The following is a 20,751-nucleotide window of genomic DNA, read 5'->3' as shown; positions in this document are numbered from 1 at the left end:
GTTCATCCGTCCGCTTCCACTCGCCGTTGGACGCGCCCCCTGCTCTCGCCGCGATTCGCGGTTCATTCTTCCAGAAAGAAGTATTCGTTTCGGCCACAGCGGCAAAAACTTGCTCCTTAAGTTAAATGCCCTGATCCTGCCATTCCTCCGTGGACATGTGCGCTGGGAGAAACCTCTACGCGACCTGTACACGGAAGGAAGGCTCGGCCAATGAGCAGTGTGGCGCGCGCAGATGCGTATCCAGTTTCGTCGGCGACGTTTGCGCCGCTCGAAAACCCGACCTTTCGTTCGATCTGGCTTGCCACACAGGTTTCCAGCTTCGGATGGCTGATGCAGTCCGTGGCCATCAGCTGGCTGATGGCCACAATCTCGACTTCCGATCTGATGGTCGCGCTGGTGCAGGCTTCATCAACGCTGCCGGCGTTTATCTTATCGGTCTTCGCCGGCGCCATCGCCGACAATTTCAGCCGTCGCAGGGTCATGTTCGCAGGTCGGTGCCTGATGGCGGTGGCATCTGCCGTGCTGACTGGTCTTGTCGCGCTAGGCCTTGTCGATCCATGGACCATACTTGGCTTCAGCTTTTTGATTGGATGCGGCGCCGCTTTCAATGATCCCGCCTGGCAGGCGTCGGTTGGCGACATCGTCGACAGGCGCGACGTTCCAGCTGCCGTCACGCTCATCTCGGTCGGCTTCAATACTGTGCGAAGCGTAGGCCCGGCGCTCGGCGGCATTGTCGTCGCCTCCTTTGGACCGGTGACGGCCTTCGCTCTCACCACGCTCAGCTATCTGTCGCCACTTTGCGCCATATGGCGCTGCAAGTGGAATGTTCGCTCTTCACCGCTGCCGCGCGAGTCGATGGCAACGGCGATCCATGACGGGGTGCGCTTCACGGCGATGTCGTCGGAAATCAAGGCGGCGACTGCGCGCGGAACCCTGTTTGGCTTGACGAGCATTTCGATACTCGCGCTGCTGCCTCTGGTCGCTCGCGATCAGCTGGGCGGGGGACCGATCGTCTACGGGATCCTGATGGCCGGCTTCGGAGCCGGCGCTTTTCTGGCCGGCATCTGCAACAGCTACTTCAGGCGGATGATGTCCCAGGAACGTCTTATAACGCTCGCGAGCATTGCCTGCGCGGCGTGTTGTCTTTCCCTTGCACTCACGCCTTCGCTGGCGGTGGCGGCCATTGCGCTGGCACTCGGCGGCGCCGGCTGGGTCATCACCTGGACCGGGCTTGGCGTGAGCGTCCAATTGGCCAGCCCAAGGTGGGTCGTTGGTCGCACTCTCTCGATCTATTATGCCTTGACGTACGGAGGCATCGCGGCCGGCAGTTGGCTTTGGGGTACGGTGGCCGAGAATTATTCCCCGACACTGTCCCTGGAGGGCTCCGCTGGAGCTCTCTTGCTGGTCGCCGCCACCGGGTTCCTGTTGCCCATCCGTCAATGGAAAGAGCAAGAACAGGATCCTTTGGTATTCAAAGCGCCGGAGGTCGCCGTCGACTTGACGTCGAGAAGCGGCCCGATCGTCGTCAAGATCGAGTATTCAATACCTGAGAGAAATGTCGAGGCTTTCCTGGACCAGATGCGAGAACGGCGCCGAGTACAAAGCCGCGTCGGCGCTCGGCATTGGACCCTGCAGCGCGATCTTCAGGATCCATCGCTTTGGACAGAAACATTCCGCACGCCGACCTGGATGGACTATCTGCGCCTCAACCATCGCCTTACCGCGGCGGACAAGGACTTGGACCAGCGGCTCCTCGAATTGCACGCCGGCGAACTTCCACCGCGCACCAACATTTCGATTGAGCGGCCGACGGGGCCCACCCGCAGGCGGGATCATTCGACGCCATTTTTCTCCAGGCGTTGATCTCATTCCGGGCTACGACCGTCTCTTACGACACGCGAGGCGCTGGAGTACCCCAGCGCTGTCTGCTGTACTATCTGGCCCCGCGCCACCGACTAGGTCCGGCTGAAGGTCCCGCCGGCGGGCTTGCAGCAAACCCTTGTAGAAGAGGGTAAGATAAACTAAGTTCATCGGACTAAGGTTAAATGGTGAACCACATGCAGACGGTTAACATCCACGAAGCGAAAACCCATCTCTCTCGTCTGGTCGACAAGGCGGCCAAAGGCGAGCCTTTTATCATTGCCAAATCCGGCAGGCCCCTTGTCAAGGTTGTCCCGATCGATCAGCCCGACGCTGGCGCGATACGGCGGATCGGGTTTATGGCCGGTGCATTCTCGGTTCCCGAAGACTTCGACCGCATGGGCAGCGAGGAAATCGAAAAGCTGTTCGACGGTGACGCATGAAGCTGTTGCTGGACACACATCTTCTGTTGTGGGCGGCAGGTGAACCGGATCGGCTCCCGCTGGAGGCGATAGCCGAGATTGAGAACCCAGACAACGAGCTGCTGTTCAGTGCTGCCAGCCTTTGGGAAGTCGCCATCAAACGAGGTCTCGGCCGTTCGGATTTTACGGTCGATCCGCGCCTGCTGCGGCGAGGATTGTTCGACAATGGCTATCATGAACTGCCGATCACCAGCGAGCATGCAGTCGCGGTCGATGGACTTCCGCCGATCCATAAAGATCCGTTCGATCGTATCCTGATCGCTCAGTCCATCGTGGAAGGCATCACGCTGATCACGGTCGACGATCTCGTGGCGCGCTATCCGGGCCCGGTTCGGCGTCTCTGAAAGGCTACGCCGCAAGCCGGCTCACCAATCACCACGATACATGATGGCCGTTCATAAATCCTCCGCATCAATGCGCTACGTCTCCCGGCTTCCCCGCGGTTCCGACCAACAGAAGAGATTTGGCGCGTCAAACTCCAAGCCAGGCGCAGGAACGGCCGGTGTCCGACAATCCTGATCTAAGAAACGCTGCCGACCCGCCGGACACTGAAGGGGGATTGATATTACGAGCCTGGAGCAACGAGGCATGAGAACGCTGGTTATTGGGGGATCCGGATTCGTCGGACACGCGGTGGTGCGTGCCTTGGTCGCCGAAGGGCACGCGGTGAGCGTGCTCAATCGGGGTACTCGCCCGCTCATCGGAGTCGAACAGCTGATCGCCGACCGCAACGACGCCAAAGCCGTCACGAGCGCCTTACTCGACCGGGAGTTCGACTGTGTCATCGACACCAACGCTTATACCGGCGAGCAGGCTCGCATCATGGTGACGGCTTTGGCCGGGCGGGTCACGCGGGCGGCAGTCATCTCGAGCGCCGCAGTTTATTCCGATGGGGCGGCGACCCCGGCGCGGGAAATCGACCTGGCCGGTGGCGGGTCAGCCTGGGCCGAGTACGGGCGCGGCAAGGTCGAGGTTGAAGAGGTCTATCGCGAGGCGCGCTTTCCCGTTTGCGCGACATTTCGCCCACCTTACATATTCGGCCCCAACAACGATCTCGATCGCGAAAGCTGGTTTTTCCGACGCATCCGGCATGGGCGCCCGGTTCTGGTGCCCGGTTCCGGCAGCGCGGTTTATCAGTTTCTGCATGAAGACGATCTCGGCGCGGCCATCACGACCTGGTTGTCCGGGACCAAGGATGCGCTCGGGCCGATTTTCGCTGCCTACAATCTCGCCGATCCTGAGTTGGTGACATCGGCCGGGCTGACCGTACTTCTGGCGAGCGTCGCGGGCCGAGAGGTCAAGATGCATTGCGTCGGCTCGGCGGCTGGCGAGCGACGGCCAAGAACCTGGTTTCCTTTCCGCGATATCGACTGCGCGGTCGACCCGAGCCGGTTTATGAATGCCTACGGGTGGTCCCCGGCGGCACCGCTGGAGCAGCGGTTTGCCGACGTCTTATCGGCGCTCGAGCGCCGTGGCGCGCTGGCACAGAACGACTGGACGCCGCTTGAGGCGGACTTGTTGGAAATCTTGTCCTGAGATGTTCGCGATCCATTGCCAGCAGTTGGACGAAGGAACCGTGACGCGGATGCCGGTCCCTTCGCCATAGCACTCAGTTGCGCTGACGCTGCAGGCAATCACGACGTCGGCGCAATCACCACGGGCCTCAAGCACCGACAGCCCTTCCTCGACCTCCCGCAATTGACGGCGACATTCCCGATGTCAAAAAAACGCGGATCCCTGCGCCGATGTCGTTGCCCGCGTCTGATACTGGCGAGCCAGAACGAACTCGCACAGCGCCTACAGGCTGACACTCAACGTCGGCCGTCGCCAGCAGTCTGCTGCCGACGGCTCCCTGTCATTGAAACAAAAGGGCCGCCCGAAGGCGGCAAGATCGGGAGTGCCCGAATCTGCAATGGGATTGACGATCCAGGACGGGCCAAGCTTACCCTACGTCAGCGCAATTGCAATCGGTGCGCCGCCAGCCTTCCTGTTTACGGAATATTAGGCCTGTTTTCGCATCATCGATCCGGGCGGCTGAGTAGTGTGTTCCGCCCGCACCCCATTTCAGTCATGGGGCTGCCAAGCCACCGGCTGGCTCGGTTTGCTGCTTCGCAGAAACGCCGTTTTTCGACCGATCTGGGACGCCAAGACCTTTCGGTGATTTCGGTCTCGAGCTGACCGACAGCTACGGGCCCGCCGAACGACGGCCGCTGCTGGCGCTGCGGTCGCCTCGGCGATAGGACAGCCGGCCAAATCATCGTACCGGCTGTCTGCAATCGCCTCACGAGCGTCTTGACTCTCCTATGCCAGGAGCCTATCCCCCGCGTTGTTAGCACTCGCCATAGGTGAGTGCCAAGTTGGTCCGGCATCGCCGGGCAGTACTGGTTTGTCCGGCTTCGCCGGATCGAGGAACTGTTCACACCATTCTCATCGAGGAAGTAAAAATGGCAAAGTCGAAGTTCCGCCCGCTTCATGACCGCGTGGTCGTTCGTCGGGTCGAATCCGAATCCAAAACCGCTGGCGGCATCATCATCCCGGATACGGCGAAGGAAAAGCCGCAGGAAGGCGAGATCATCGCCGTCGGTTCCGGCGCCCGCGACGAAGCCGGCAAGCTGGTTCCGCTGGACGTCAAGAAAGGCGACCGCATCCTGTTCGGCAAGTGGTCGGGCACCGAAGTCAAGCTCAATGGCGAAGACCTTCTGATCATGAAGGAATCCGACATCATGGGCATCATCGGCTGAATATCGGCCTCACCGTCAACTGAATTTCGGGCTTACCCCAAGCCCCTGCCAGGAGCTGAAAAATGGCTGCCAAAGACGTAAAATTCTCCCGTGATGCCCGCGAGCGCATGCTGCGCGGTGTCAACATCCTCGCCGACGCGGTGAAGGTCACGCTCGGCCCCAAGGGCCGCAACGTCGTCATCGACAAGTCGTTCGGCGCCCCGCGCATCACCAAGGACGGCGTCACCGTCGCCAAGGAAATCGAGCTTGCGGACAAGTTCGAGAACATGGGCGCGCAGATGGTCCGCGAAGTTGCTTCGAAGACCAACGACATCGCCGGCGACGGCACCACGACCGCGACCGTTCTGGCGCAGTCGATCGTCCAGGAAGGCCACAAGGCGGTTGCCGCCGGCATGAACCCGATGGACCTCAAGCGCGGCATCGATCTGGCCGTCACCGAAGTCGTTGCCCACCTCACCAAGAACGCCAAGAAGATCAAGACCTCCGAGGAAGTCGCCCAGGTCGGCACCATCGCCGGCAATGGCGACGAGTCGGTCGGCAAGATGATCGCGGAAGCGATGAAGAAGGTCGGCAACGAGGGCGTCATCACCGTCGAGGAAGCCAAGACCGCCGAGACCGAACTCGAAGTCGTCGAAGGCATGCAGTTCGACCGCGGCTACCTCAGCCCCTACTTCGTCACCAACGCCGACAAGATGGTCGCCGATCTGGAAGACGTCTACATCCTGCTGCACGAGAAGAAGCTCTCCAACCTGCAGGCCATGCTGCCGATCCTCGAGGCTGTCGTGCAGACCTCGAAGCCGCTGGTCATCATCTCGGAAGACGTCGAAGGCGAGGCCCTGGCCACGCTGGTCGTCAACAAGCTGCGTGGCGGCCTGAAGATCGCCGCCGTCAAGGCGCCGGGCTTCGGTGATCGCCGCAAGGCCATGCTGGAAGACATCGCCATCCTGACCGGTGGCCAGGTCATTTCCGAAGACCTCGGCATCAAGCTCGAGAATGTCGGCCTCAACATGCTCGGCCGCGCCAAGAAGGTGTCGATCTCCAAGGAGAACACCACCATCGTCGACGGCGCCGGCAAGAAGGCCGAGATCCAGGGCCGCGTCGCCCAGATCAAGCAGCAGATCGAGGAGACCACCTCGGACTACGACAAGGAGAAGCTGCAGGAACGTCTCGCGAAGCTCGCTGGCGGCGTTGCGGTGATCCGCGTCGGCGGTGCGACCGAGATCGAAGTCAAGGAAAAGAAGGACCGCGTCGATGACGCCCTCAACGCGACCCGCGCGGCCGTCGAAGAAGGCATCGTTGCCGGCGGCGGCGTCGCCCTGCTGCGCGCTTCGCTGAGCATCAAGGCGGTCGGCGCCAACTCCGACCAGACCGCTGGCATCGCCATCGTGCGCCGCGCGCTGCAGGCTCCGGCCCGTCAGATCGCGGCCAACGCCGGAGCTGAAGCCTCGATCGTTGCCGGCAGGATCCTCGAGAACAAGGACGCGACCTTCGGCTACAACGCCCAGACCGGTGAATACGGCGACATGATCGCCATGGGTATCGTCGATCCGATGAAGGTTGTGCGCACCGCTCTCCAGGACGCGGCCTCGGTCGCCGGCCTGCTGGTCACGACCGAAGCCATGATCGCGGAGGCTCCGAAGAAGGACTCTGGCGCCGGCGGCATGCCTGGCGGCATGGGCGGCGGCGGCATGGGTGGTATGGGCGGCATGGATTTCTAATCCAACCCATTCAGCCTTCAGATGCGGAAAGGGCGGCATCGATGCCGCCCTTTCTTCGTGTCCATTGCGCCGGTTGTCGGCGACCCGCAAGCCGGGGTATGCCCGCCAAGGATAATGCTTATGTTTGGACGGATACTGCCTTTTTTCCTGGGGCTGGCCTTACTGTTGGGGAGCGGCTGCGCGCACAGCGATGATGGTACGGTGATTATTCCGAGATCGCTTGATGCCAGGCGATTCTTTGACAAAGAGCCGCTACGCCTGCGGCGGCAACAGATCGAAACCAGCGTGTTTCCGGTTGCGCCACAGGAGCCGGAACGGCTCAAACCGCGCCGTACGGCAAGTCTCAAGACATCAAACAGACGGGCATCGCCGGCCGCAAGCCCTCCGCTCTCCTCTTCCGAGCCACACAAGCCGCTTGTCTGCAAGAATATCAGCGAGCCCGGCAAGCGGTACCGTGTGGTTTGCGAATAGGACACTTGGTTTGGCCAGCATTCTACCCCTGCGGTGCCTTCCTGATCAGGTTGTCCAGAGCGACGTCTCCCTTCTTTCCCATGATCCAGTCATTCTATCATTCCCAGCTACACGAAACGGAACGAGTTTTGCCGGCGGCCTCCGCGAAGCGCTTGGCTACCGATCAGAACAGTCTTTGAAAGAAAAGGCCGCGCTCGGCCGCGATCGCAACCGCATGGGCCAAGCTTTTGGCACCCAGCTTGGCCCGTGCCAGATCAAGATGAAATCGGACCGTGCGAGGGGATAGCGACAGTATCTCTGCGGTCCGTTTGACCTTCTCTCCCCTAGCGTACCATCTCAGGCACTCGATCTCTCTATCGGAGCAGACCGTCCGATGGAGTCGCCTTCCTTGGATTCGACCGATAGCATTGTGAAATTCGCCGGCGAGATGCTGGAGGTCGCGAACCTCGGATTTGAGGAACGCCTGCCACGCCGCTGCGTTCTCGTTGCTCGTCACGCTCAGAATGCCGCGGTCGCCGTCGACACCCCTAACCGGGAACGTGACGCCATGCTTCCCGACACCATGTTGCCTCGCTTCACCAAAGAACGTGCGCACGGCCTTGTCCGATAGGTCGATCTCCTTCCAATCAACCAATGTCACAGCACGCAGCCCGTAGCGAAGCACGGGATCGATGTCGAAAAAATCCTTCTCGATGTAGCGTTTCACCCACTCAGGCGAATAGGTGGTCAAACAGAACGGCTTACTCGGTTCCTCGTAAACCGGCCTGACGGTAAGAAAGGCCGCCGTCTCAAGGCCGTAACTCTCGACAATTGTGTTCAGAAGGTCCGCTGCGTCGGCAGGAGAGGCAACTGCGCGAATACCCTCCGTCATGTCGTGAACATTTGAGTCAAATTGCGCCATATTCAGCTTACCTTCTTGCTATCGACGTGCCTCTCCAAGCCAGTCGCGCGGCTATCTGACTAGGTTGCTCCTCGCTGGATTCCAGCGTCTCACGACCTGTCAAAAGTGACAGGCAAAACCGCCAGTATACATAGGTTGCAACCCGCATTATTCCAGATTGGATGACCACAACCCGGCGTGGAGGAAACGCCTTGGATACGATTGTACCTTCGTCAAACGATGTGGCTCGGCAAACTAACTCCACACGTGCCAACCGCCGTGCATCACATCAGCGTTCCGCAACGGACGACCACGAGATTTGCCGTCTCTGCTCGGAGCTAGAACAATTAGACGCTGACCGGGAAGCTCTTTTTGCCTTCTTCCCTCCGCCTGCGCCGGGCAATCCTGCGCAGAGCAGGCAGTTTTTCACAAAGCTGAACTCGATTACGGCTCGCTATTTGGCGCTCGAACAGCGGCTTCGACAGGCTCGCAGCGACATCAGGCAAGGCCGCCCACGAAGCCGCTGAGTTCGTTCAGCGGATGCCGCTGCGACCGCCGCGGCAATAGCGCGCATTCAGAGTATCGATTGCTTGACGGCCCCGCGTCAACTCGACACCGAGGCCCTATCCGGCCCATCGGGCGCGGATCCGGATAGAGCACCCTCCTCCCCTCGTGGGATATGAGTCAGAGACACTTGCACAGCGATTTGCAAGATAGTTTACTGACTCAATGAATCTGAAGAGGAGTGACCCATGGGAACCAGCAATCAACTTTTGCTTCGTGCACCGCATTTGGGCCAGCACCTTCCAGATGCCTTGGCTCCGCCGGAAATCCTCACCTGCAAACCCATGACCTCCGAGCACGACATGAGTTCTTTTCGTCACATCCTCCACCTCGTCGCATCCGCGGCCTTGCTCGCCGGTTGCGCCGAGCGAGTGCCGGATGCTTCACATTCGGCCGGCCCCGTTTCGGTTACGGACTCCTATTGGAAACCGGATCGCGTCAGTCGCAGCCAGCAAGAATATGCGCCCGACTGGGGCCGCTTCCCGCCGGTCATTACCCAGCGAACCGGCTACCCGACCGAAGCTCAGGCGAATAACGCCTTGCGCCGCTCGCATTGGAGTTCCGTGCCTGTGCGCACGCTCATCACCGAGGAAGGCATCAAGACGATCTCCGTCCCTGCGGAAGCCCCGGACACGATCGCTGCAGGCGTTCGTGTCTTTGCGTGCCGGCCCGGAGCGCTCAACGGCTATACCGGCCGCGTGCAACACTACGACGGCCCCGTCGTCGCCTGCGCTTCCGACCTCCTGTCTGCCGATGGTCGCGTGCTCGCCCGAGTACCCCTCAATTTCTACTACTGGCAGAAGGCTTGGCGCGTCCAAGACCCGAGGCCGTCCTACAAATCCGTCCCGTGGGCTTATCAGGAACCCTCGCCACCCAAGAGCAAGGGCTGGTTTGGCAGCCGCTACTAAGCGGCGGCCGTCACACTGCCGCGTGTCGGCTGGCCAGACGCGCACAGAAGCCGACGGCCAAACCAACGGCAAGGCGCCAGCGTCGCCAAGATTGTCCGCGGCGTATGAGAGGTACGCTTCCACCACGTCTCTTTCGTGCAGATCCCAGTTCGAAGATGGCGACTCTTCGGCGACTTCGAGCGTATTGCGTGTGGTCGCGCCAGCAGTCATGGCGACCTTCAGCACGGAGGCCGCATCGCTCACCGGCCAAAATCATGCTTCCCGCACTTTTCTTTTAGGAAGAACAGGCCAGGCGAGCGACTATTTCAAAGGCATTCGCTATGCGAGATCGATCTGTCGTTCGACCAAGCGTTTCGCAAGGCTCTAGTTCAATCTCTTTCCTGGCGAAATCAGCGTCAGTGCTCGGCATTGCTGACGGTCGCCCACGAAGATTCTGCTGGTATCGTGCGTTCAGCATTCTGGGGGAGCGAGCGGCAGGCCGCACAGCCTCCCAACATCGCCGCTACTTCACGGTCGAGGTCATCTATCGGTTAGGCTCTGCTCTTCTGCTGGGGGCTCGTTTCGTACGAACACGTCCAGCACTTGCGCGATATTGATCCCTGACGGCGATCCGTTGCGCACCATACCCCTCGATACCGCCGAGCGCATGGCTCCAATGACGCAGCATGCCGCGACGAGCGCTGCCACGGCATCGCCGTCGGTCTCGGTCAATAGCTGCTCCGCCAGCGCCCTCGCTCCTCGCGGAATTTGATTGACGTCTTCACCACCAAGCGACCACTGACGATTTTCTTCCGTCACGGCGACACCTCCCGGACTGTTCGATTTGACCATTGGCGGCCAAGCTGGCGCAGCGGATCTCCGATCGCCGCTGTCAGTACATGAGACAGCCCGATCGCAATCGCGATCGAGAACGTTGCCGTCGCCGGAGCGCCCAGGAATTGGCCAAGGGACCAGTTGAACAGCGCCAGCACCGGCAGATGGATCAGATAGAGCGCATACGAAATGTCTCCCAGGCGGCGCAGAATCCGCCCTGGCCAGTTCACAGAACCATTCCGCAAGGTCGCCCTTGTCACGATCCACCCGCACGTCAGCGCCAATGCGGCAGTCGCCACGCCATGTGTCGCCGGCGGCAAGATCGCCAGCATGAAGGCCCCGACCGTCATCCAGAACGCCGTTTCCATGTTGCCGATCGCCAGCAGGTTTTCCGCCAGCCATGGCCATGCGCTTGTGCCCATGGTTGCTCCGATCGCCAGCCCGACCGCGATTGCATCGATGCGGAACGTCCAAAGCGTCCCGCCCCATGGCCGCAGCGTGAACGCCCCGACCACGAGAACGAGTCCGGCTAGCGCGACGAGCGCCCGCGGCGGTAGCAAGAACACCAGGAGCGGAGCCAGTAGATAAAATTGCATTTCGGCGGCGATCGACCAGAATGGCCCAAACGCAAAGGCGTTCCCGCATCCTTTGGCGCCCCCGAAACAGGCCGCCCAATGCGCATTCGAGATGAAGGCGAATGCCGCCTTCGCGTCTGCAGGCTCAACGCCGCTTCCCGGCAGGATCAACCCGATCGAGAGGATGGCGCCGACGCACCAGGCCAGCGGCACGATCCGCATAGCACGCCTGACATAGAAGGCGAAGGCCGCCTCGAGCGCTCCCCGCTCGAGGCGCAGGCTTCGCAATGAGCGTTCCACCACCAGGCCGGAAATCACAAAGAACAGGTCGACCCCGACGCTCCATGCCGGGGCAAACAGCAGAGCCGCGGCCGTCCCGCCTTCTCCGAAGACCGGCCCGACATGCGACAGCACCACCAGCCCGATCGCCAGGCCTCGCAATTCATCCAGCCCCGATAGCCGGGCTTCTTGTCGCATCCAAATATCACGCTCGACAATCATCACAACATTGATTTAATCATAGGGCATAAAAGCGAGGCAAGGAATGCATGGACGCCTGACATTTATCGCAGTCGCGGCTGCCCTTACATTGGCGCCCGACGCTTCGGCTCAGTCGCGCACGCATGATCCGAACGCCTGGCGCGCCGTCGCCTACGCCGATCTCGAGCTCCCGAACTCGGAAGCTGTGCCCTACGCCTCCCTATGGGCCGACCGACTGAAGAAGAACAACGACGCCTACGCGGCCAAAGGCGATACGCGCTTTGCGGTCGCCAACGCGCCGGCTTCCGAGAGTCACATCGTCATTCGCAGCCCGACCAAAACCGTCGTCCTCTCGGTCCTGCACACGCTCACCGGCTGCTCGCCGATCCGCACCGATCCTGTCGGCAATGCCACGCTGAAACGATGTCCCATGCGCTTGGCGATCTACCAGAACGGCCGATCAACGGTCGCTGACGCTGGCTCCGGCTGTTTCATCGAATATGGCGCGCAACCAAACAACGTGCGCCCCGACCTCGCTCGGAATGGTGCGATGGGTGCATATGATGTTCAGGCCAAAAGCATTCGCGCCGGCATCGTATTCCAAGGTGAAATCGCCCCGGAATGCCAATTCCGGGTCCCTGTCCCGCAACCCTAGGGGAAGTCGCGATGCCGGCGTGTTTCCGGCAACCTCGATACTCGGAAGGAGCACAACCATGATCGACATGGAAATCCTGACCTTAGTCAGTACACCAGCCTGCCACCGGCCATCGCCAGCGGATCAAGGCTTCCCTCACGACGCGCGATGCGCGGCCTTGACCGGGGCTCCTGGCGGCGGCCACGGCGGTGTCAGGAGGTTTACCATGTCCACGCTTACCGCCCTCGCGATTATCCCCATGTCTGCCATCTCCGCACACGCATGGGAGCCTCTAGGCTACCAGTCGCTTACGACCACAGACGCGCAGCCGGCCATACAGACCGCATGGTCCGATATCATCGCCTCGAATGCCGCCTATTGGCGTGACGAGCTGCACAGAACCATTCCGGCCGGGCAGATACCGCCACTCGATATCCTGTCGAAGCCCATCAAAGTCGGATCGCATACCTTCATCGTCTCGATCGCCTCGACCCGCAAATGCGAGACTGGCGCAAACAACGCCGGCTCTTCCATAGAGCCTGACCTATGCGAGGCGCGCATCATTGATCCAGACAGCGGCAAAATCGTTGCACGCGCGGAAGCCTGCTACGTCGATCTGTCCGATGACGATCGACCCCAGGCCAACCGTAACGATCGAACCGAAATCGACGTCAAAGCGAACGCCAAAGAGATCCATTTTCGTTCCTTCGTCGGCGGCAAGGAGTGGTCTCGATGCACAACCAGCGCCAAGCTTCCATGAGGTGCATTCCTATGTATCGTTTCTACTCCAAACTCAGCAGCGTCCTTGCGGCCGGCCTTCTAGTCTGCAATTCGGTGACGGCAGCATATGCAGCCGGCGCACAATATTGCGAGCGCACCGACTACTCCGCACAGGACATCACAGATGCCGTCAAGAATTCGTCCCTGCACGACGAGCTGAAAACCACATCGTGCAGCCTTGGCGGCCTCGGTCGCTTCGAATCCGGCGGCAACAAAGGCGTCTACAATGGCTCTTGCTGCACCGGCATTTTCCAGCTGAACAACACCAACATCAAAAACTACGCAGGCATGTCGCGTTCCGAGTTTGGCTGCCAATCCCTCCAGTTTCAGGTCGACACCTGGGCCAAGCTTACAAACGACGGCTATAACTCCGCGCCCGTCAAGCAGCTCATCCAGATGGGGACCTTCGACGGTCAGAAGGTCGATGGCTCATTTATTGCGGCCTGTATTCAATTGGGGACTGGCAATTGCCAGCAGATGGTTCGCTCAGGCCGCTGTAGCGGATTCTCCGATATCAACGGGACAACGATCTGCGATATGGCGAAGAACGCACGCTCCATGGCCGACGCCAGCTGCCATGAAGGTGACACGGCCGCGTGCCTGGGGCCGGGGGATTTCAATACAGGAGGCGACACAAAACTCGCCTCTGCTGCTCCAGGCCCGACCGGCAACGATATCAATGTCGCCTCTGGTCAGGTGTAACCCCATCTTCCCGTTGAAGGCCACGCCGTCGGCCCGCCGCCTTCAATGGGAGAGATTTCGCGACGAGAGCTTTCCAAATCCCCGTTTCAGATGGCTCGCCAGCTCCTGGCGCACATCATCAGGCCATTGCTCCATCACAACGCAGTTCACTTCGGCCGCAACCAGCGACCAGTACAGCAGATCCGCGTATCGTCCTTCGAACAGAGCCGCCACGATGAACTGTCCGATCACCAACGTGATCGCCTCGGGCTTGCCTTTCTTCCGCAGAAATTCCGAAACCTCTTCCACCCATGGTTTCGGGTGGCAATCGACGAACGCTGCCGCCTCCCTGTAAAGCGCGTCGTCTCCTGCGACTTGCCAGATATTCGCTTGCATCGTGGACCCTTCAGCAAAATGATAACATTACATCGACGCTGGCGGATTTCCTGATGCGAGTCAAAGAAATATAAAATGTATTTTCTGCTTATCGTAGCAAATGAATCTACGCTGGTAGTTTAGCAGCTTCTACATTTCTTGTATGCTACTGGCTTGTCCTGCGTCCTTTTTTGGCCTGAGGCGGCCGCTTCTTCTCGGAGGTTGCCCCAGCGGGGCTGGCTGCCTCTTTCAAAGAAGGTACACCACTGAACTCCGTCATCGAGCGCTTCACAGCACGCGTGGCCTCGATATGCCGCGCAATCTCGTTGAAGTTGAAGCCGAACGTCTCGATGTCCCGCTTCACGCTGTCGTCGTCACCAGTCCGACCAACGAGCGTCCACACCGGCACCTTCAGATGCCGTGCCAGCCGCTCCAGGGTGACGAATGTCGGGTTCCCCTTCCCCGTCCGCAACTGGTAGAGCGTGCCGCGCGATAGCCCCGTAGCGTCGGCAAAACTCGCATAGTCCGGGTACTCGTTCTCGATTTGGCGAAGTCGCAGCGCGAGCAGGATCGAAAGCCAACCATCGCTGTCTTCTGTCTTGTTCTTAAATATCGGCACGGTTGCACTCCTGCTTATCAGTCGGAATATGACGGCCATTTTTTGTAAAATGTCTAGTGCTCAGGCTGTTAGCCGAAACGATGACTCATTGGCCTACTAAAGTGTCGCGCATCCTCCCCATACTCCCGCAAAGTGACGGCGTATAGCTTTTGGCCGTCGCTAAAATCATTCCAAACACGATAGCATTTCGATCTGCATGCCCCTGTTGACAATGAATAATTAAATGATCATCCGGAGGGACAACCCTGCTCTCTGCCCCTGAGGCAGGCAGGCAGGCCCTGCAATTGTTGCCCCATACCATTTCGAATGACCTGGTTCAGGTCGACCAGAAGCGAAACCTCGACGCCGCTGTTTCAAGAGCGGGGATGATTTCCTGGCTATGTAACGATATTAGGCGGCTGCGCAGCTTAGAATTGGCATTTGCCGATTACGCAAGGCTTGGCCCGGCGGAGTCGGCTAGGATCCAATCTCTATCCCTGTTCGAGCTGGAAAAGGCGACGGGTAATCCGCCGCAGTCTGAAGCCGGTACCGCCGAAAGCGGCAGCATGCAGCCCGCCGTCGAACAACGCTTGATCGATGAGGGGCCATCTTATCTCCATTGATCATTATAATGACGCCCAATATGTGATATTATAATGATCAACATCGAAATAGGAGGCTCTCTCTCATGTTCATGAGGTTCGCGTTCGCAATTTTCGCCGGCGGCGTGCTCGCTTTCTTCGCCCTGCCCGATCGGGAAGCCGGCCTTCGCATGCTCAGCTTTTCCACTGCTTTCTTGATCCTGTCCCTCGCCGCCGTCTGTGTCATCGCGTTTCTGACGCGCAAACTCGGACGTTATCGTCTTCCCTCCTCGTTACAGCTGTCGCGCTGTGATGACGATCTTCCTTTACATGACGCTGCAAAGCCCGATCGCTCCCCTTGGTCGACATCCGGCGTCAACCCCAAGGATCCGAACCTCATCTGGCAGTACCGCCTCAACGATCGGCGCCTTGGCCGCTTCAAACTCTAACAGTCCCAACGCGCCGGGGACTGGTTATCGATTTGCAGGCGGATTCGAGGGCTGACTAGTCTGGTTAGAAGCGTTTCGGATATCGCGGAGGATGATGGCATTCGGATCGGGCACGTCGGCAAACTGCCACAGGCCAAGGTGCTGCTTTTTAGCGACCTCCTGCGCGACGATATAGGGAGCATGGACCGGAGCGCCGTTCGGAGTGACAGCCGCGAACGCCCAGCCGGTCGAGAGCAGCGCCGTGCCGAGATCGATGCGAGAACCGGCCGCGGATCCTGAAGTAGGCTGCGCGACGCAAACGACGAAGCGCGTTTTGGTCGCGGCCTGCCAGGCAGCCGTGTAGCATTGAGGTTTGAGATCCCGGATGAGAGAGACGAGCATTGCAAGGCTTGCCTCCCCGCAATCGACATGCCCCCCTGCCCTATTTGTGAAATATGTGCCTCGCAGACAGGCTTGAACGCCGTAGAGACGGTGGGTTTCACCGGCATAGGTCCAGCTGTCGCCGGTGCTGAACGATGCTGTGGCGGGGATCGGAAACCAGGGATTGGATTTGTCCTCGGCCAGTGCCGGAACACAGGCGAGGACGGCCGCGAGAATGCCGGCGGCGGCGAAGCCAGGTTTCATTATTGATACCTGCTCAGATTGAACCAGAACCGTTGTTTGCCGTCGGTCGTCGTGAGATCGAGATAGTTTGGCTCCGTCCTCTGCTCGCGCCGCGTCACGGCCGATGTTGGACGCGCACCGTAACCCGAACCTCTCGGGTTCGTGCCCCAAGAGGCATTCGTTGCATTCCGCGCAGCACAGAAAGCGCCGCTATTGTCGGGCTTGTAGACAGTTTGTGAGCGAGAGCTGTTGTCGCTCCCGCCCGATTCCGTCTCGGGCGAGACGGCGATCGTGCCGTCTGGGCAGGGTTTGAATTTCTCATATCCGATACGACCGGAACTGCCGGCCTCGGGGCACTGGGGCCAGGGCTCCCCATGCGCGACCATACGGAAAGCGCGCTCGACCGGAGGCACACATTCCCCGACGCTCGCCCAACCCTGCGGGTTGAGGATGCACAGCAAGACCTTGCAGCCGAAATCATCCGCATGGGCCGGCGCCGGGGACAGAGCCGCCAAGGTCGGCAAAAACGCCACAACGGGAAGAACCTTGCTCATTTTCATTGTGCCTGCCTCAATTTCGCGATTGCAGTTCATCGATTCATTGTATTAATTCAGCATTAGAGAATCGGCAACGGTGCAGGATTATTTTAATGATTAGATCCCGCAAAACGGTACTTGCAGCGGGTGCGATCCTGGCGACGTGCCAAGCGGCGCCTGCACAGGAAGCTGCGCAGAAATTCCAGGACCGAGTTACGGCACCTGCCACGCGGAGCGTTAATGCTGCCGTCGTCGTGAATGGCCGGGTGATGCCGGCCTACCAGGTTGAAAGCCAGGACGTGCAGCGGATCGGTGCGGCGGGAGGTGCTGACCGCGCGGCCGCTACGGTGACATCGACCTTGGCTGACAACCCATGCCCCGGCGTAGCTGCCCTGTCGAAGGAAGAAGGGCAGCGGATCGTCGAAGCCGTCGCGCGCCAGCAAGGCTTTGCCCCGCCCCTCGTCCTCGCGGTTGCCCGGGCCGAAAGCCGCTTCAATTCCGGCGCGCTATCGCCCAAAGGGGCCTATGGCCTGATGCAGCTTCTGCCGTCCACGGCGGTAAGCTACGGTGTCAATATCTGCGATCCAGCGGACAATGTGAAAGGTGGGATCGGCTTTCTGCGGGATCTGCATCGCAAATTTCCGAACCCGATATACATGCTCGCCGCCTACAATGCCGGCGAGATCGCGGTTCTCAAATATAAGGGCGTGCCGCCCTACCCCGAGACGGTTGGCTACGTCGCCAACGTCATCAACGATTTCTACCAATGGCCATCGGTCGGGTCTGAGGCAGTGATGCCCGCCGGGCCGGTGAGCCTTGACCTGGCCGGCGTTCAACCGGCTGCGGCCGCCGCGGCCGATCAACGAAATGATCCGACATCCCACACCAATTCCCGCAATGGCAGCACAATGACGTCTCGCGAAGCGACGGCGCCGGTCTGGCAAGGCGGGATGGTGCAAAACTTTGACTGAGGAGAAGCTTTGATGACCTTGTGGAAGATGTTTGCTGCACGCGGCACTGGTGTGGCGATGCCGCTCATGCTCTTGGCAACGCAGGCGATGGCTGGGGGCGGAAATCTCCAGCCGGTGCAAAGCACACTGCAGACGTTGGTGCAGACCCTGACCGGGCCGATCGCGACGGCTTTGGCGGTTCTGTTCTGCATTTTCATGGGCTTCATGGCCTGGGCGGCACGCCTGTCATGGTTTGTGGCCGGAAGCTGGGTCTTGGGTATCGTGCTGGTCTTCGGCTCGGCCCAGATCGTCGAATTCTTTCAATCCGCGGTCGGAAGGTGATCGGCATGGCAGACGGCCGGATCGATCCTGGCGAGCCCAGACTGTTGATCACTCCGCTGGTCAAGGGCTTGACCCGAGCGCCGACGGTGCTCGGCATCCCCTACGAGCTAGCGGGGTTCATCGGCGTGCTGACCGCTGTCGTGTTCCTTGCAACCCATAATCTGATCATGCTCTGTATCTGCGTGCCGCTCTATGCGGTTACCAGGATCGCGATCATGCGCGATCCCATGTTCATCGAGATCATGTTCATCCGTTCACGAAAGATGCCGCCCCGGAGCGCCAGCTTCTGGGGGGCGCGCAGTTACCGGGTGTGACGTGGCGATCGCACGGGCTCTTCGCGATGAACTGAGTTTCGGGGCCGTGTCTCGTCGGGAGAATCCGGTTTCGGCCCACATACCCTATTCGCGGCATATGTCCGACGAGGTGATCAAGACGCAGGACGGCATGTTGATGTCCTTCGTTCACATGAGCGGACTGTGCTTCGAGACGATCGATATCGCCGAGATCAATTCGCGCCTGCTCGGCCGCAACGATCTCATTCGGGGGTTGGCGAACTCTCGCTATGCGATCTACTCGCATATCCTGCGCCGCGAGGTGAAGCCGGCGATCGAGTCGAGCTTCGAGAATAAGTTCTGCCAAGAGCTGGACCAGCGCTACACGGCGGCCCTGCGCACCCAGCGCATGTTTGTGAACGACATCTACCTGACGATCGTGCGGCGCGAGCTGCAAGGCACGGTCGGGACCGCGGATCTCGTGATCCGCAAGCTTTCGGGACGAAGGGCTGCGGACGGTCGCTCTTCGAGCGAGGAGCGGGCGCTGATCGAACTCACGGACGTGATGAAAGCCGTCCGAGAGAGCCTGCAGGCGTATGGCGCGCGGGTTCTCACCGTCGTCAAGCGCAGTGACGTTTGGCATTCCGAACCGCTGGAATTCCTGGTGCAGCTCGTCAATGGCGGATTGCCGCGGCCGATGGCACTGCCGCGCATGAAACTCGCGGAGGCGCTAGCGACGAAGCGGCTGTTCTTTGGCCCGAATGCGCTGGAAATTCGCGGGGCGTTCCCTGGCGAAACGCGATACGGCGCCATCATTTCGGTCGGCGAGTACCCCTCCATTACGGGACCAGGGATGCTCAACCCCATGCTGAAGGTGCCGCACGAATTCATCGTGACGCAATCCTTCGCCATCATCGACAAGCCCCAGGCGCTGACCCAGATGGAGCGGGTCGGGCGCAAGATCGACATGTCGGATGAAGCCGGCTCGATCGTGGCCGATCAACTCGGTGAAGCGCGCGATGAGCTTCTGTCCTCGGAAGCGCTCTATGGCTTGCATCATCTGACGGTGCTGTGCCTCGGGAAAACCATGGACGACGTGGTGCGCTGCGTGACCGATGTCGGCACGGCGCTGACAGAGGTGTCCGCCCTGTGGGTTCGCGAGGACCTGAATTGTGAACCTGCGTTCTGGGCCACGCTGCCTGGCAATTTCGCCTATGTGGCGCGCAAGTCGATGATCTCATCGAAGAACATGGCGGGCTTCTCGGCCTTCCATAACTATCCGAGCGGCCGGACTGGCGGGGTTCATTGGGGAACGCCGATAAGCGTCCTGGAGACGACGTCGCAAACGGCCTACTTCTTCAACTTCCATGTTCGAGACCTCGGCAACTTCACCCTGAACGGTCCCTCGGGCTCGGGCAAGACGGTACTGCTCGGCTTTCTCGCGGCACAGGCGCAGCGCATCACGCCGCGCCCCAAGCTGGTGATGATCGACAAGGATCGTGGCCTGGATATCTTCGTGCGGTCGCTTGGCGGCCGCTATGAGGTTCTGAAGGCCGGGGAGCCTTCCGGCTTCAATCCGTTGCGCCTGCCCGATACGCCGCGCAATCGCGAATTCCTCTTCCAGCTTTTCAGCTTCATGCTGCGTCGATCCGACGGACACGCCCACTCGACGCGCGAGGAGCAAGTCATCCGCAACGCGATCGCCCAGGTGGCGAGCGCGCCGCCCGAAGGTCGAACCATGGAGGAGTTCGCCGAGCTGTTGCGCGGTGCGATGCGCGCCGGCGATGACGATCTCTATTCGCGCTTGCAGCCATGGATGAGGCCGGATCAGCGCGGTTGGTTGTTCAACAACGCGGAAGACTCGTTTTCGATGTCGTCCATTTTCGGCTTCGACATGACGAGCGTGTTGAGCGACGCAACGACCAGCACGGCGGCCTTGCTCTATATCTTCCATCGCATCGAGGAGCTGCTTGACGGGCAACCGGTCATGATCTTCCTCGATGAAGGCTGGAAGCTCCTGGACAATGATATTTTCAGCTACTTCATCAAGGACAAGCTGAAAACCATTCGTAAGCTCAATGGCATCATCGGCTTCGGCACGCAGTCTGCGGCGGATATTGTGAAGTCGTCGATTGCCAACACGCTGATCGAACAGACGCCGACCAATATTTTTTTCCCCAACCCGAAGGCCGACGAGGAATCGCACAGGGCGTTCGGGCTGTCTGAGCGCGAGATCAAATGGATCCGCGAAACCCCGCCCGAAGCCCGCAAATTCCTGATCAAGCATGATCAGGACAGCGTCATTGCGCGCCTCAATCTGGGCGCGATGCCTGACGCGATCAAGATCCTCTCCGGACGAATTGAGACGGTTCAGGAGCTCGACGCGCTGCGCGCGCGCGTCGGCGACGATCCGCAGGTTTGGTTGCCAATCTTTCTTGGGAGGGACCCGGAATGAAGA

23 protein-coding genes are annotated in these 20,751 nt (G+C 60.2%); 16 read left to right on the top strand and 7 right to left on the bottom strand.

Going from position 1 to position 20,751, the window contains the following annotated elements:
• The first annotated feature begins 210 nt into the window (after nucleotides 1-210).
• The 6 genes from HGP13_RS36460 to groL all read left to right on the top strand — a co-directional run bounded on the left by HGP13_RS36460 (nucleotide 211) and on the right by groL (nucleotide 6,801).
• Entirely contained in the window at nucleotides 211-1,863 is a 1,653-nt protein-coding gene (locus tag HGP13_RS36460; RefSeq protein ID WP_172235084.1) for an MFS transporter, read from the top strand.
• Nucleotides 1,864-2,057: 194 nt separating this feature from the next.
• The gene (locus tag HGP13_RS36455; RefSeq protein ID WP_095204540.1) at nucleotides 2,058-2,303 is read left to right on the top strand and encodes a type II toxin-antitoxin system prevent-host-death family antitoxin; all 246 of its coding nucleotides are present in this window, start codon (nucleotides 2,058-2,060) and stop codon (nucleotides 2,301-2,303) included.
• A complete protein-coding gene (locus HGP13_RS36450) occupies nucleotides 2,300-2,686 on the top strand; it encodes a type II toxin-antitoxin system VapC family toxin (RefSeq protein WP_172235083.1) in 387 nt (128 codons plus the stop codon). The genes HGP13_RS36455 and HGP13_RS36450 overlap by 4 nt, the downstream gene beginning before the upstream one ends.
• 244 nt (nucleotides 2,687-2,930) lie before the next feature.
• On the top strand, nucleotides 2,931-3,878 hold the full coding sequence (locus tag HGP13_RS36445; protein WP_172235082.1) for an NAD-dependent epimerase/dehydratase family protein: 948 nt from the start codon (nucleotides 2,931-2,933) through the stop codon (nucleotides 3,876-3,878).
• A gap of 908 nt (nucleotides 3,879-4,786) precedes the next feature.
• The gene (gene groES, locus HGP13_RS36440) at nucleotides 4,787-5,083 is read left to right on the top strand and encodes a co-chaperone GroES (protein ID WP_172235081.1); all 297 of its coding nucleotides are present in this window, start codon (nucleotides 4,787-4,789) and stop codon (nucleotides 5,081-5,083) included.
• A gap of 62 nt (nucleotides 5,084-5,145) precedes the next feature.
• On the top strand, nucleotides 5,146-6,801 hold the full coding sequence (groL, locus tag HGP13_RS36435; RefSeq protein ID WP_172235080.1) for a chaperonin GroEL: 1,656 nt from the start codon (nucleotides 5,146-5,148) through the stop codon (nucleotides 6,799-6,801).
• A gap of 634 nt (nucleotides 6,802-7,435) precedes the next feature.
• Here groL and HGP13_RS36430 read toward each other — a convergent pair.
• Entirely contained in the window at nucleotides 7,436-8,173 is a 738-nt protein-coding gene (locus tag HGP13_RS36430; protein ID WP_172235079.1) for a LuxR family transcriptional regulator, read from the bottom strand.
• Between the two features lie 731 nt (nucleotides 8,174-8,904).
• Between HGP13_RS36430 and HGP13_RS36425 the strand changes: the two genes are divergently transcribed.
• Nucleotides 8,905-9,624, top strand: a complete 720-nt coding sequence (locus tag HGP13_RS36425) for a hypothetical protein (protein ID WP_246707529.1) — start codon at nucleotides 8,905-8,907, stop codon at nucleotides 9,622-9,624.
• A gap of 519 nt (nucleotides 9,625-10,143) precedes the next feature.
• On the opposite strand, the gene HGP13_RS36420 is transcribed toward HGP13_RS36425, so the two are convergent.
• Nucleotides 10,144-10,422 carry a hypothetical protein gene (locus HGP13_RS36420; RefSeq protein WP_172235078.1) on the bottom strand — a complete coding sequence of 93 codons (279 nt, stop codon included), beginning with the start codon at nucleotides 10,420-10,422 and terminating at the stop codon, nucleotides 10,144-10,146.
• A complete protein-coding gene (locus HGP13_RS36415) occupies nucleotides 10,419-11,489 on the bottom strand; it encodes an acyltransferase (RefSeq protein WP_246707528.1) in 1,071 nt (356 codons plus the stop codon). The genes HGP13_RS36420 and HGP13_RS36415 overlap by 4 nt, the downstream gene beginning before the upstream one ends.
• Before the next feature lie 112 nt (nucleotides 11,490-11,601).
• Between HGP13_RS36415 and HGP13_RS36410 the strand changes: the two genes are divergently transcribed.
• The 3 genes from HGP13_RS36410 to HGP13_RS36400 are packed head-to-tail and all read left to right on the top strand — an operon-like array spanning nucleotide 11,602 to nucleotide 13,608.
• A complete protein-coding gene (locus tag HGP13_RS36410; protein WP_246707527.1) occupies nucleotides 11,602-12,147 on the top strand; it encodes a hypothetical protein in 546 nt (181 codons plus the stop codon).
• A gap of 58 nt (nucleotides 12,148-12,205) precedes the next feature.
• Nucleotides 12,206-12,886 carry a hypothetical protein gene (locus HGP13_RS36405; RefSeq protein WP_172235075.1) on the top strand — a complete coding sequence of 227 codons (681 nt, stop codon included), beginning with the start codon at nucleotides 12,206-12,208 and terminating at the stop codon, nucleotides 12,884-12,886.
• An 11-nt stretch (nucleotides 12,887-12,897) separates the two neighbouring features.
• Nucleotides 12,898-13,608 carry a hypothetical protein gene (locus HGP13_RS36400; RefSeq protein WP_172235074.1) on the top strand — a complete coding sequence of 237 codons (711 nt, stop codon included), beginning with the start codon at nucleotides 12,898-12,900 and terminating at the stop codon, nucleotides 13,606-13,608.
• A 42-nt stretch (nucleotides 13,609-13,650) separates the two neighbouring features.
• On the opposite strand, the gene HGP13_RS36395 is transcribed toward HGP13_RS36400, so the two are convergent.
• Nucleotides 13,651-13,983, bottom strand: coding sequence for a hypothetical protein (locus HGP13_RS36395; RefSeq protein WP_095204893.1), 333 nt, complete (start codon nucleotides 13,981-13,983; stop codon nucleotides 13,651-13,653).
• Between the two features lie 145 nt (nucleotides 13,984-14,128).
• On the bottom strand, nucleotides 14,129-14,581 hold the full coding sequence (locus HGP13_RS36390; protein ID WP_172235073.1) for a helix-turn-helix transcriptional regulator: 453 nt from the start codon (nucleotides 14,579-14,581) through the stop codon (nucleotides 14,129-14,131).
• Between the two features lie 287 nt (nucleotides 14,582-14,868).
• Here HGP13_RS36390 and HGP13_RS36385 point away from each other — a divergent pair, with 287 nt between their 5' ends.
• Together HGP13_RS36385 and HGP13_RS36380 are read left to right on the top strand one after the other, a co-directional pair.
• Nucleotides 14,869-15,183 carry a hypothetical protein gene (locus HGP13_RS36385; protein ID WP_172235072.1) on the top strand — a complete coding sequence of 105 codons (315 nt, stop codon included), beginning with the start codon at nucleotides 14,869-14,871 and terminating at the stop codon, nucleotides 15,181-15,183.
• 65 nt (nucleotides 15,184-15,248) lie between these two features.
• Nucleotides 15,249-15,590, top strand: coding sequence for a hypothetical protein (locus HGP13_RS36380; protein ID WP_172235071.1), 342 nt, complete (start codon nucleotides 15,249-15,251; stop codon nucleotides 15,588-15,590).
• A gap of 24 nt (nucleotides 15,591-15,614) precedes the next feature.
• On the opposite strand, the gene HGP13_RS36375 is transcribed toward HGP13_RS36380, so the two are convergent.
• Both HGP13_RS36375 and HGP13_RS36370 read right to left on the bottom strand, forming a co-directional pair.
• Nucleotides 15,615-16,214 carry a thermonuclease family protein gene (locus HGP13_RS36375; protein WP_172235070.1) on the bottom strand — a complete coding sequence of 200 codons (600 nt, stop codon included), beginning with the start codon at nucleotides 16,212-16,214 and terminating at the stop codon, nucleotides 15,615-15,617.
• A complete protein-coding gene (locus tag HGP13_RS36370) occupies nucleotides 16,214-16,753 on the bottom strand; it encodes a hypothetical protein (RefSeq protein ID WP_172235069.1) in 540 nt (179 codons plus the stop codon). The genes HGP13_RS36375 and HGP13_RS36370 overlap by 1 nt, the downstream gene beginning before the upstream one ends.
• 89 nt (nucleotides 16,754-16,842) lie before the next feature.
• On the opposite strand from HGP13_RS36370, the gene HGP13_RS36365 reads away from it, so the two are divergent.
• The 4 genes from HGP13_RS36365 to HGP13_RS36350 are packed head-to-tail and all read left to right on the top strand — an operon-like array spanning nucleotide 16,843 to nucleotide 20,748.
• The gene (locus tag HGP13_RS36365; RefSeq protein WP_172235068.1) at nucleotides 16,843-17,700 is read left to right on the top strand and encodes a lytic transglycosylase domain-containing protein; all 858 of its coding nucleotides are present in this window, start codon (nucleotides 16,843-16,845) and stop codon (nucleotides 17,698-17,700) included.
• A 12-nt stretch (nucleotides 17,701-17,712) separates the two neighbouring features.
• Nucleotides 17,713-18,021, top strand: coding sequence for a TrbC/VirB2 family protein (locus HGP13_RS36360; RefSeq protein ID WP_095204888.1), 309 nt, complete (start codon nucleotides 17,713-17,715; stop codon nucleotides 18,019-18,021).
• A 5-nt stretch (nucleotides 18,022-18,026) separates the two neighbouring features.
• The gene (locus HGP13_RS36355; RefSeq protein WP_095204906.1) at nucleotides 18,027-18,335 is read left to right on the top strand and encodes a type IV secretion system protein VirB3; all 309 of its coding nucleotides are present in this window, start codon (nucleotides 18,027-18,029) and stop codon (nucleotides 18,333-18,335) included.
• A 1-nt stretch (nucleotide 18,336) separates the two neighbouring features.
• On the top strand, nucleotides 18,337-20,748 hold the full coding sequence (locus HGP13_RS36350) for a VirB4 family type IV secretion system protein (protein ID WP_172235067.1): 2,412 nt from the start codon (nucleotides 18,337-18,339) through the stop codon (nucleotides 20,746-20,748).
• Nucleotides 20,749-20,751 lie beyond the last annotated feature (3 nt).

Origin of the sequence: Mesorhizobium sp. NZP2077 (genome assembly GCF_013170805.1) — a bacterium.
Lineage (GTDB): Bacteria > Pseudomonadota > Alphaproteobacteria > Rhizobiales > Rhizobiaceae > Mesorhizobium.
Note: the sequence above shows the minus strand (reverse complement) of the source record. Positions and strands in the feature narration are given on the sequence as shown.